12 protein-coding genes are annotated in these 11,303 nt (G+C 61.4%); 3 read left to right on the top strand and 9 right to left on the bottom strand.

The genetic code is table 11. From position 1 onward, the window contains the following. Positions 1–17 precede the first annotated feature (17 nt). Together IV454_RS25990 and IV454_RS25985 are read right to left on the bottom strand one after the other, a co-directional pair. Positions 18–863 (bottom strand): hypothetical protein, encoded by an 846-nt coding sequence (locus tag IV454_RS25990; RefSeq protein WP_206088518.1) that lies wholly within the window; start codon positions 861–863, stop codon positions 18–20. Between the two features lie 3 nt (positions 864–866). Next, complete coding sequence (locus IV454_RS25985) at positions 867–1,439, bottom strand: Pvc16 family protein (protein ID WP_206088517.1); 573 nt, start codon at positions 1,437–1,439, stop codon at positions 867–869. A 287-nt stretch (positions 1,440–1,726) separates the two neighbouring features. Between IV454_RS25985 and IV454_RS25980 the strand changes: the two genes are divergently transcribed. Next, positions 1,727–3,634 carry an eCIS core domain-containing protein gene (locus IV454_RS25980; protein ID WP_229521838.1) on the top strand — a complete coding sequence of 636 codons (1,908 nt, stop codon included), beginning with the start codon at positions 1,727–1,729 and terminating at the stop codon, positions 3,632–3,634. A 21-nt stretch (positions 3,635–3,655) separates the two neighbouring features. Here the strand turns inward: IV454_RS25980 and IV454_RS25975 are convergent, their stop codons facing one another. The 3 genes from IV454_RS25975 to IV454_RS25965 all read right to left on the bottom strand — a co-directional run bounded on the left by IV454_RS25975 (position 3,656) and on the right by IV454_RS25965 (position 6,387). After that, positions 3,656–4,804, bottom strand: a complete 1,149-nt coding sequence (locus tag IV454_RS25975) for a branched-chain amino acid ABC transporter substrate-binding protein (RefSeq protein ID WP_206088516.1) — start codon at positions 4,802–4,804, stop codon at positions 3,656–3,658. Between the two features lie 102 nt (positions 4,805–4,906). Further along, positions 4,907–6,010, bottom strand: coding sequence for an HAF repeat-containing protein (locus IV454_RS25970; protein WP_206088515.1), 1,104 nt, complete (start codon positions 6,008–6,010; stop codon positions 4,907–4,909). A gap of 191 nt (positions 6,011–6,201) precedes the next feature. Next, positions 6,202–6,387 carry a hypothetical protein gene (locus IV454_RS25965; protein ID WP_206088514.1) on the bottom strand — a complete coding sequence of 62 codons (186 nt, stop codon included), beginning with the start codon at positions 6,385–6,387 and terminating at the stop codon, positions 6,202–6,204. Between the two features lie 134 nt (positions 6,388–6,521). On the opposite strand from IV454_RS25965, the gene IV454_RS25960 reads away from it, so the two are divergent. Further along, complete coding sequence (locus IV454_RS25960) at positions 6,522–7,043, top strand: hypothetical protein (protein ID WP_206088513.1); 522 nt, start codon at positions 6,522–6,524, stop codon at positions 7,041–7,043. Positions 7,044–7,195: 152 nt separating this feature from the next. On the opposite strand, the gene IV454_RS25955 is transcribed toward IV454_RS25960, so the two are convergent. Further along, entirely contained in the window at positions 7,196–7,669 is a 474-nt protein-coding gene (locus tag IV454_RS25955; RefSeq protein WP_206088512.1) for an AtaL-like protein, read from the bottom strand. Positions 7,670–7,707: 38 nt separating this feature from the next. After that, positions 7,708–8,577, bottom strand: a complete 870-nt coding sequence (locus tag IV454_RS25950; RefSeq protein WP_206088511.1) for an SDR family oxidoreductase — start codon at positions 8,575–8,577, stop codon at positions 7,708–7,710. A 104-nt stretch (positions 8,578–8,681) separates the two neighbouring features. Here IV454_RS25950 and IV454_RS25945 point away from each other — a divergent pair, with 104 nt between their 5' ends. Continuing rightward, the gene (locus IV454_RS25945; RefSeq protein ID WP_206088510.1) at positions 8,682–9,575 is read left to right on the top strand and encodes a LysR family transcriptional regulator; all 894 of its coding nucleotides are present in this window, start codon (positions 8,682–8,684) and stop codon (positions 9,573–9,575) included. A 299-nt stretch (positions 9,576–9,874) separates the two neighbouring features. Here the strand turns inward: IV454_RS25945 and IV454_RS25940 are convergent, their stop codons facing one another. Both IV454_RS25940 and IV454_RS25935 read right to left on the bottom strand, forming a co-directional pair. Beyond that, positions 9,875–10,198 carry a hypothetical protein gene (locus IV454_RS25940; RefSeq protein WP_206088509.1) on the bottom strand — a complete coding sequence of 108 codons (324 nt, stop codon included), beginning with the start codon at positions 10,196–10,198 and terminating at the stop codon, positions 9,875–9,877. Positions 10,199–10,715: 517 nt separating this feature from the next. Beyond that, complete coding sequence (locus IV454_RS25935; RefSeq protein WP_206088508.1) at positions 10,716–10,994, bottom strand: hypothetical protein; 279 nt, start codon at positions 10,992–10,994, stop codon at positions 10,716–10,718. Positions 10,995–11,303 lie beyond the last annotated feature (309 nt).

Raw genomic sequence — 11,303 nt, 5'->3', positions numbered from 1 at the left:
TCCTTTCTGGTGGGTAATCAGGGGATGTAGATTTCCGACACTAATACTGGTACGGCACTTCCTTCTGTAATTTCCCGCCCGATGGCTGCCACACTGGCATTCGGCAGTCGCTTGATGAGAATTCGTTGGCCCAGCTCGCCCTGGTCGCGCAGCTGCAGGCGTTGTTCCGGGGTCTTGCGCATGGCGATCGCCTGTTCGCTGGCAAAGGTGAGCGCCGAGCGGTTGCCGGGCAGCGGCGTGCGCCCGCGCGCGCTGAAGCGCAGTTTGTCGTCGAGATCGACGATGACCGGATTGGGTGCATCGAGGTCGCTCAGAAAATGGTACTTCCAGACGCTGGCGCGGGCGCCGAAGCGCACCAGCCAGACTGGCGCGGCGGCCTGCGCCAGCGCGCCCGCCACGTCGGCCAGGGCCAGCACCATGAAAAACGCCGGCCTGGGCGCAGCGCCTTGCGCGGCCAGCGCGGCGGCCTTGTCCGGCACGCGCGGACGGCGCCAGGCCGCCGGCCCGGCCAGTTCCTCGGGGTGAAGGCGCCAGCGCCCCGCGCCCTCGGCCTGGGCCAGGGCGCTGTGGAAAAACAGGCAGGCGTCGGGCGCGGGCGCATCGAGCCCGGTGAACAGGGAAAAATGGGGATCGGTCGATATCACGCCAAATTCGAGTTCCGCCGCGCCTTGCAGATCGGCGCGGGCGCTGTCCTGGCCGACCAGCGCCAGGCCGTGCGCGGACGGGCGCGCGAGGATGCCGAAGCGATCAAGCAGGGCGGCGCACTGCGCGGTCGGCACGAAGCGGAAATTGCCGCTTGCCCCAGCCGGGAAATAAGCATGCTCGGCGCACAATTCCAGGAGGAGGGAGTATGCGCCGCGCATGATTCAGTGGCCTACCTTGGTGACCGGTTCGGCCACCGTGCCGACCTGGCGGGTGATGTCGCCACCGCCCACGGTGATCATGCGCACCTTGTACATGACGGAGGGCAGGTAGCGCCCGCTGAGCATGGTCCAGAGATTGCTCAGCTCATGGGTCTTGAGGTTTTCGATATCGAGCAGGAGCCGTTCGATGCGATCGTCGAGATCGGGTGTGACCTGATGGTCGAACACCGGCGTACGCTGGAAAAAACTGATGGCGCTGGAAATGAAGCGCAGTGCCTCGGGATAGTTTTTATCGCTGAAATTGGCGGCGACCACCACGTACAGGTTGAGGAACAGCGGCCGGCTCAACACCGCCGTGCGGGCGGCGCCGGCGCTGGGCGCCAAGGCCTGCTGGGGCAAGGTGTCTTTCTCGATATTGGTCAGGCAGATCACCACCTTGTTGGCGATGTGCGGTGCGATGGCGCCATTCTGGCCGATGATGTTCGAGACCACCACGATATCGTCGGTCAGCTTGTGGCTGCGCCGCAAGAACTGATTGAGCTGCTGCGCGAGATGATCGATAGCGGCCTCAATCATCGGCATGCTCCCCGCTTGAAAAGCTCGGGCAAGACGATCGAAACGCGCATGTCTGATCTCCCTTTTGTTGTAATTTCGGAAGACTTTATCATAAGACACTCTGTTATTTTTTTTATTTTTGCGGTGTCGCCATTGTTACATCAACGTGGTAATTTATGAGATTGCGAGGGCTATTCGGTGATCGATAGCGCTGGCGAAAACTGCGCCAGCACGATGCGGTGCGCAGGCGAGCGCGGCTGTAACGGCGGGCTGCGCGCCATTTTTGTGGTTCTGTTCATGCGAGGTGAATGATGCGTTCTGGCGTGCTTCACGACGCGATACAAACCGCTCCCGGATCGCAGCGGGAGCGGCCGCCGCGCGCCGCCGGAACGCCCGATGGCACGGCCGGCGGGGGTGTCGCGCAGTTCGTCGATGGACGGGCGCAAGCGGGTGTGCACATGCGCCTGCAAGCGCTCACCGATCAGCGGTCGGAGTCGTGTCAATGCAAGGCCATCGGCAGCCTGATACAGCAAAGTGCACGCTTACGGCAGTTGCAGGCGCTGGCCCGCATGACGGAAAACCCACCGCTGCAGCGGCAAGTCACGGCGAATCGTTCCGGCCTGCCCGAGCGACTCAAAGCCGGGGTGGAAAGCTTGTCCGGGATGAGCATGGACCACGTCAAGGTCCACTACAACTCGGCACAGCCGGCGCAGTTGAATGCGCACGCGTTCGCGCAGGGCAGCGATATCCACGTGGCGCCGGGCCAGGAACGGCATTTGCCGCACGAGGCCTGGCATGTCGTGCAGCAGGCGCAGGGCCGGGTCAGGCCGACCTTGCAGATGAAGGCGGGCGTGGCCGTGAACGACGATGCGGGCCTGGAACGCGAGGCCGATGTCATGGGAGCGCGGGCTGCCGCGAGCGGTGCGTCGCCAGGGCAATACGAAACCGCCACGGCGCCTGGCGGGGGCGCCGGGCTGGTCCAGCGATATGTGATCACGATCGCGGACTACGAGGGTGCGCCGCTCGATACCGATCAAGCCGGCTTGGTGGCCATCAAGGCTTATCTGGAGCGGCTCATCGTTGCCCGCGATTCGGTGCGGATTGCCGGGTTGATGGATCAGCTGCATCAGCACGACCCCGGGCGCGTGGCGGCCGTCGATCAGCACCGGCAGGAGTACGTGGCGGGATTGATGACGCCCTTGGGGCAGGACGACGATGCGCTCCGGCTGGGCATTCCCGTCGTGCCGAACGGCGCCCATCCCATTCCGCAATCGATCCACCGGTTCTGGTCGGGCGGGCCGTTGACCGATTCCGCCTTGGCAACCTTGCTGGAATCTGCGGCCAAGACCCAAAACACGCCCTGGACCCACACCTTGTGGCATTCGGATGCATTTGAGGCAGGAATCAGGAAGCCGGAGCCGTCGGCATGGAAGTTCATGGGCGCCGAGCGCGACGCTTACGATGCGGACCAGGCCAAAATCCTCAAACGGAATCAACAACGGCAGCAGTTGCGCGACGCCGGCTATCAGACCCGGGCGATCGAGGAATTGGTGGTCAATGGGAATGCGACTTCCGGCGTGACGCCGCAAGAGCTCGGTATGGCATCGGGCATAGCGGCCAATTCGGTCAAACAAGGCGGGCACGATGCCTGGAATGATTTGAAGTATTTCTCCGATATCGCCCGGCTGATGTATCTGCACGCAGGAGGCGGGCACCACATGGATGTCGATATCGGTCTCGGCGACATGGACATGGGGCGGCAATACATGCACGGCGACGCGGCCGGCGAAGTGCCGCTGATGGGCACCTTGGCGCGCGACATGAGCCTGGGTGGCGGCGGACAGGAAGTCGCCCCGAGGCTGGACCGTGCCAAGGCGTATCGCAGCAATCCGTATTCCAGCGGCGTAGCGGAAAACGAGTATGACGACGACGTCACCGCGCTGGGCGAACGCGCCCAGGCTGGCGCCGGCATGTACAACGCCTTGATCGCTACGCGGGCCGGGACCGGCAATGTGCGCGCCGCCGTCGACCGGATCATGCTCAGCATGCGCGGCGCCAGGCCCGCCTTATCGACCGGCATGGGAGCCAACCGGGAGTTGCTGGGCGGTGACAGGGCGAGTGACGGGCACGCTGACAGGCTGGAGGCTGGCTATGCGCAGTCGGTTCCTCCCTATCTGCTGAGGCTGCAACACCTTACCGACGACAGCGACCTCTGATCCGCATGGCGGCCACGCCGCTTACTGGATGACCTGGAGGCGCTGGCGCTTGCCGCTCTTGAAAGTAAACAAGGTCAGGCGGCCATCTTTCACGTCGCCCCGGGCATCGAAGGCGAGCACGCCGGTCACGCCCTTGTGCCGGACCTTGGCCAGCGCCGGCAGATACACGGCCGGATCGGGCGAGCCGGCCTGCTGCATGGCGGCCACCATCGCGTGCATGGCGTCGTAGGCATACGGCGCGTAGGTCATCACGTCGATGCCGTAGCGGCGCCGGTAGGCTGCGCGAAAATCGTCCATGCCTTTCTGCTGCTGGGCGTCGACGCCGCCGGCTTCCGCGCAAATGACCTGGCCATCGGCCATGCCCTCGCCGGCCAGCCTGGCCAGCGAATCGGAACACATGCCGTCGCCACCCATGAAGCGCACCGGCAGGCCCAGCTGTTTCATCTGGCGCAGCATCGGTCCGGCCACGGCGTCCATGCCGCCGAAGAAGATCAGGTCGGGCTTGGCGGCCTTGATGACGGTCAGGATGGCGCTGAAATCGGTCGCCTTGTCGGTGGTGTACTGTTGCGTGACCACGCGCGCGCCCTGGCCGGCGGTCTTGACGTTCTTGATGAATTCGTCCGCCAGGCCCTTGCCGTAGGCGGTGCGGTCGTCGATCACGGCAATCTGCCTGGCATTGCCGGTCTGTACGGCGTACCTGGCGAGCGCGGCGCCCAACTGCTCGTCGTTGGCGACGTTGCGAAATGCCGTGTTGAAGCCCTGGCGCGTGTACTTGGGATTGCTGGCCGAGGGCGAAATTTGCGGGATGCCCGCGTCGAAATAAATTTTCGAGGCCGGGATCGTGGTGCCCGAGGTTTCGTGGCCGATCACGCCGCGCACTTTGGCGTCGACCAGCTTTTGCGCCACGACGGTGCCTTGTTTGGGGTCGCCGGCGTCGTCCTCGGCCAGCATCTCGATGCGGTAGCGCTTGGCGCCGATCAGCACGCCCCTGGCATTGAGCTCGTCGACCGCCATGCGCGCGCCATTTTCATTATCCTTGCCGAGGTGGGCGATGGCGCCGGAGGTGGCCGCCACGTGCCCGATGCGGATCACGTCCTGCGCCTGCGCCACGCCGCCATGCAAGCTGGCCAGCACGGCCGCCCGGAGCACCCATCCAGAATGGAAGCACATAAGGTCCTTGTTGGTTGACGCGGCAGGGATGCCGCAAGGCGGCCAGCATACCATGCACTCAATATCGGCGCGCCTGCTGAGTGCCGCGGCCGGCGGCCCGCCTCAGCCGCCTGCGCTGGCGATCTCGATGCCGCGGCTGCGCCAGCGGTACAGCACGGCCAGCCCGGCCATGGCCAGCACCCCCGCGATCAGGGTCAGCAGTTCGCTGCCGCCGCGGGTAATGACGGCTGCCGCGTTCGAGGCCATGGTCGCGGCGGTCATGCCGTGATCGTAGGTGGCGCCGATGACGAGCTCGCGGTCGTTGATGGCGTTGGTCAGGTGCAGGCCCTGGCCGCCGCGGTGCACCGTCATCTTCTTGTCGCGCCACACGAAGGACATGCGCTCCTGACCGACCAGCACGGTGCCGACCACGCGGCCGGCGTTGTTGATATCGGTGGCGAAGCTGTTGTAGTTGCCGATCAGGGCGCCCAGGTCGACCATGCGCTTGCCGTCGTGCACAAAGGCGCGCCAGCGGCGGTCCCGGGTTTCCGAGGCGCCGACCACGACGCCATTGTCGTTGATCGCCATGGCCGAGCTTTGGCGCCCGCCCAGGGTGCCCAGGTCGACCATGCCGCGCTCCGACGTGTACAGGAAGGCGTGACGGTAGCCGTCCGCGTTGGCGGCGGTGCCGGCCACCTGTCTGTGCTTGTTGATGCCGCTGGCGTAACTGATATTGCCGCCCAAGGTGCCGAGGTCGCGCAACTGCTCGCCGCCGTCGTTGATGAAGGCATGCCAGTCGCCGTTGGGAATGTCGGCAAAGCCGACGCTGACGCCTTCCTGGTTGATGCCCATGCCGTAGCTGCTGGGGCCGCCCAAGGTGCCCATCACGCGCATGCCGCTGCTGCGATGGAACAGGAAGGCCTTCCAGGTGCCATCCTTGTTGCGGACCGATCCGATGATCTCGCCGCGGTCGTTGATCCCGCGCGCGTCGCTGTGCATGCCGCCGCGCGCACCCAGGTCGGTGATCTTGCCTTTCTCGAACAGGACGCCGCGCGTGTGGCCGTCGCCATCTTCCAGCACGGCGGCTACCTGGCCGGCGGCGTTCATGTCGTAGGCAATGGTCGACTCGCCCGGCGGCACGGCGATGCCGAGCGAATGGGGACGGGCACTGGCCTCGCCTCCCAGCAGGATCAAAACGGCGAGGCAGGCAGGGAGGGCAGGGCGCATGCGGAATTCCTTTCGATATGGGGCGTCAGGGCGGTATCCGTTGTAAAACGAATATCGATGAATATACGCCAGCATTGCGATGTTGAGGAATTTATTTTGCTATGTGATGGTAAATGAATTGCGCCATCGATGCGGGAGGCAAGAAACCCGCACAGCGCGGTTTATTGACGGCGGACGGTATTGCAGGGGTGTCAAATGTACTTCTCGATGATGCGGACCATTGTCGGTACCAACTGGGCCAGGAAAACGAGTCCGGCGACCCACATAATAATTGCCGACTTGGCCTCGGCTACCGCGCTGCGCATTTCGGCACGCAAATCGGCGATATCCGATTTGGTCGCGCCGACTGCCTTGATCACGGCAATATCAATCTTCATTGTCGCGACCGGATATCTCCGGTCCAATCAAGTCCAGCCCTTCCCGGCGCGTGACCGGGATCGGTCAGCAGGCTGCTTTCGGCCACAGCATCCAGCGCGCTCATAAAATAATTCTGGACACTCAAGGAGTAGAAATGCAACAAATAGCCCAGCTTCAAGCAGAGTATTTCAAGCTTCGCTTCGGCTATGGAGACGGTGCCGCGTGCGTTGACTGGGCAGTAGAGCGCTTGGTCGCTGACGACGAGGGTGACGATTTGGAGATCGTTTTACTGGTTTGTGCGCGAGGTCGTGAAGAGGTCCTTGGGCTGGTCGAAGTCATCATTGCGCGTTACCTTGGTGCGGACCGGCTTGATGACGAGGTGCTGGCAGGAAAATATATTGTAGCGCTCAGGCGCGCCTATCTTGAGGGCAAAGAAACGGTTCACTCTCTCGACACGGAGTTAACCAAGCTTTATCCCGCATTAGCGTATCCATGTTGGCTTACCATGCTAAGCCGAAATTGCGAATACGCGACAGACGTTCCGGAGTTCGAGGAGCCGTTTGAACAGGAGTTCAAATACATTTCGGAACTCTGGGCGAATGCTGCGAATCTTGCCGAATTTGAGCGGCAATACAGGCGCGAGATTTCCAATCAACACGATGCCAAATATGGCTAATTGATGAATGATGTTTGCTTTACGCGAACGAGCAAACGAACAGCACAGCCGCAGATAACGTCGTACTGCGACTGTGCCGGCAACCAGGCAGCGTTTGCTTGCATCTATGCCCGTATGCATCACTTCCTCGGCCCCTGTTTAGTCGCCAACGATCAAAGCCTACCCTCGGCAAGTAGTTCGCGGGTTCGCTTCAGGGTGGACAGCAGCGCTGCTTTATAGCCCTTGTCTCCGTCGAACTGCGCCTGCTCAGCTTGTTCCTCGGGGCCATTTGGCATTTTGCCGCGCAGACCGAGGTAGCAATAGAAGCGAAGCTGCAGTGCACCGCCTTCATCCTCGAACAACTCGTTGACGATTGCCCCTTCGCGCGGCCCGGTAGCCTGGAAGAACGTTACCTTGCTGCCAGATTCAAAGGTAATGATCTCGCGCAGGTCTTGGTTGACAATCGTCGCCTCACGCACAATGTGCGTTGTGCTTTCCTCGACGATGTCGCAACGGGTACACAGGCCGGGTGGCAGGAACTCGCGAGCGTCGCGCGCCTTGAGCTCAAGGCCCGTCCACACCTGCGCACGGGTCAACCTGGTCTCGCCTTCCGGATTAACCGGGACTGTGGCGGTCGAATAAATCATCAGATATCTCCTTGCATTCGAGAGAAATTGGTTGAGCGTCAGGCCGCAGGGGCAATCTCGGAAGCGAAGTCGCGATACGTGTGCAGCGGGCGGCCCAGGATCTTGGTCAGGCGTTCGACGTCACCAGCCTCCGGGACCATCCCGTCGCTGACATAGCGCTCCGCCATCAGACGCATCTCGTAGGCCATCCACTTTGGCATAAAGGTCGCCAAATTCTGCTCGAATGCGGATGGATCATCGCCGCCATAGGCAACCGGACGTCCCAATATATCGGACCAGATCGCGGCCACGTCCGCGCCAGTCAATGTGTCTGGACCGACCAGGTCGATGGTTTCGAGCGGCAGCTTGCCTGGGGCTTGCTCGCGGCGGATGAGCTCAATCGCTGCGACCTCGGCGATGTCGCGGGAGTCAACCATGGCAACACCTTTGCTACCGATTGGCATCGGATAGAGGTTGTAGTTAAAAATGACGTCCTTGATCATGTGCTCGTTGTCGATGAAGTACGACGGGCGCAAGATCGTGGCGCTGAAGCCCATCTGTTCAATCATCCGCTCGGCGCCCAGCTTCACCGCAAAGTGCGGCACGTTCACGAAGCGATCGCTGTGAAGCACGGACAGATAGACGACGCGATCGACGCCGGATTCACGGGCAACGTTCAGGGCGATGAGGGCTTGGGTAAATTCGTCACCAGCGACGGCATTGAGCAGAAAGAGCGTGCTAACGCCGGTGAACGCGGTGCGCAGCGCATCAATATTGAGAAGCTCGCCTTGAACGACGTGTACTCCAGCCGGAAAGTCCGCCTTCGAAGGGTCGCGCACGAGAACGCGCACGTCTGCGCCGCGCTGGACGAGTTGTTTAACGACTTGGCTGCCTACGCGGCCGGTGGCGCCTGTAACGAGAATGGTCATGATATTTTTCCTTGGTGATGGTTGGAAGACAGATTCATGTTAGCGGTATCGTGTATGATCCGATAGACATCAAAACGGGACATACCGTCTCACTGGCGGAACACATGGACTTGCTTGCACTGACTGATTTCAATCTCGTCGCCCGGCACGGAGGATTTGGACGAGCCTCACGCGCCGCCGGGCGTCCCAAAGCCACGCTATCTCGCCGTGTTGCGGAACTGGAGAGTAGCCTCGGCCTGCGCCTGCTTGAGCGCGGGGCAAGTTCCCTGACACTAACCGAAGAAGGCAGGGCGCTCTATGAGAGGACATGGCCACTCTTGGCTGAAGTGAACGAGACGGCGGCCGCTATTGCCTCAGGTGGTGAGAGTCCACAGGGCAGGTTGCGGATCAGTGCGCCCCTGCTGTTTTCGCAGGCCGCGATGGGGAAGCTGGCCGCCGGGTTCGCAGCGAAGTATCCCGAGGTCAGGCTAGAGGTGACAACGGAAGACCGCCCCGTCGACATGGTCAACGAAGGTTATGATCTGGTGATCCGGGTCAATCCGGATCCGGACGAGAATTTAGTCGGGCGGATCTTTTTGCGTGACCGGCTGGTGCTTGTGGCGCACCCGGATTTGATTCGTCCGGACGGCAGTTCATCCGTGCCCGCCGTGTTGCGTGGAATGGGCGAAGCGACCGCAACTTGGAATGTAATCGCACCAACGGGGAAATCAAGTATCACGCCCAAGACAGTCCTTCGCTTGTCATCGCACTTCATGGTCCGCGATGCAGTCAGGCAGGGTGTGGGTGCGGCATGCCTTCCGTTGTCGTTGGTAACGCATGATGTGGCCTCCGGGACATTGGTATCCTGGGGAGAAATCGACGCCCCCGATACCGCACTATGGGCACTGTATCCATCACGGCGGCTGTTGAGCGCTCGCGTCGCCGCCTTCCTCAGCTATTTGAGGGAGGCTTTTCCTATGGGAACACCAGACGAACTGGCCGCCTACGTAGCAGCGTAGCAGCTGGTTTACGTGCTGCTCTTTTTTCCATCCGCAGGCACTAGCCGCTTTTCGTTTCGTTCACCTCGTCAACTCAAGCCACAGAAAAACACCAGGTCCATTAACGATATAAACCATTTATATCGTTAAATCATAAGCTGCAAAATCGTGGTGCGTGCACTTCCGGCTCCGTTCTCTGCAAATTCCTCGTCTTTTTGGTACACCTATCCACAGCTGCTACGAAAAACGCAGCGCCCCCGGCCTGGTCAAATTTGGATCGGTGCGGTGGGTCAATATTGGATCGGTTCTAACAGCGTGCGTCAGACGTATTTTTCGATGAGGCGTACCGCGGCTGGTATCAGCTGAGCCAGGAAAACGAGGCCTGCGACCCACATGATGATTGTCGACTTCGCTTCGGACACAGCGCTGCGGATTTCCGAACGTACCCCGGCGATCTCGGAATGCATCTCGGCCCGTAGTTCTGCGAACCCTGAACGCATTTCGGCCCGCACTTCGGCAATATCCGCTTTGGTCGCCCCATTGGCCTTGATCACCGCAACATCGATCTTGATGGCGGTGACGTCCGCTTCCAGTCTTGCTACACGTGCTTCCATGTCGCCATGATCACGCAGTTCATCATTCATGTCCATCGTGTTCCCTCATGATATAAAGGATTTCGCGCGGTGATGACAAGCGGGGCGTATGGACGTGGCACCGGTGAGCAACGGGCGACCGCCTCCCCATGCGCTGAAGGCAGGCGGATTCAGCCGCGGCCGGACTTGCCCGCGACGCGTTGGAAACGCGCCCGCACAAGGGCCCGGTCTTGCTTGTTACAGTAAGACCTCGTCCATTGAAGTTGGTTCTTTCAAAGCAGCGCCGACGTGTATGCCGTCATACCTCGATCGATAGTCTGCCGGCCGGCGTGGCCGAGTGTGCTGGTCGTGATGGCTGGCGTGCGAGCTGCGCACAATGAAAGCCGTTGGCCAGCCCTGGCGCGGCACGGCTTCGCTGGCTCGCCTTGCTCGGCGCGGCTCGTTTACCGAAGACATGGAAGATGCCTGCCGTGCGTGGCATCCTGGGCCTCATCGTTCGGTTCAACATCAAGGATGGAAATGGAGGAACCCGCTCTGGGCGGATTGTTGACCGGCTGCGGTGCGTGCGTCAGACGTATTTTTCGATGAGGCGTACCGCCGCTGGTATCAGCTGAGCCAGGAAAACGAGGCCTGCAACCCACATGATGATTGCTGACTTCGCTTCGGAGACAGCGCTGCGGATTTCCGAACGAACTCCGGCGATCTCGGCCCGTAATTCGGCAATATCCGCTTTGGTCGCGCCATTGGCCTTGATCACCGCAACATCGATCTTGATGGCGGTGACGTCAGCTTCCAGTCTGGCTACACGGGCTTCCATGTCACCATGATCGCGCAGTTCATCGTTCATGTCCATCGTGTGTCCTCATGATGTAAAGGATGCCGCCCGGCGATGACAATCGGAGCGTATGGACGTGGCACCCTTGGGCGGCGGACAATTGCCTCCCCATGCGATGATGGCAGGCAGCTATACCGCCGGGGCCGGATTTGTCAACGACCCATTGCAAAACGTGCTCGCACAAGGGGCGGCTCCTCTTGTCTCAGTAAGACCTCGTCTATTGAAGCTGGTTCTGTCAAAGCGGTGCCAGCATGTGCCAGTCGTACCTCAAACGGTAGCCTGCCGGTCAGACGAAGCGGCAGAGGGCGTTCATCGTGATGG

The sequence above is a fragment of the Massilia antarctica genome (genome assembly GCF_015689335.1).
Lineage (GTDB): Bacteria > Pseudomonadota > Gammaproteobacteria > Burkholderiales > Burkholderiaceae_D > Telluria_A > Telluria_A antarctica.
This window is presented reverse-complemented; position numbering and strand designations above follow the sequence as displayed.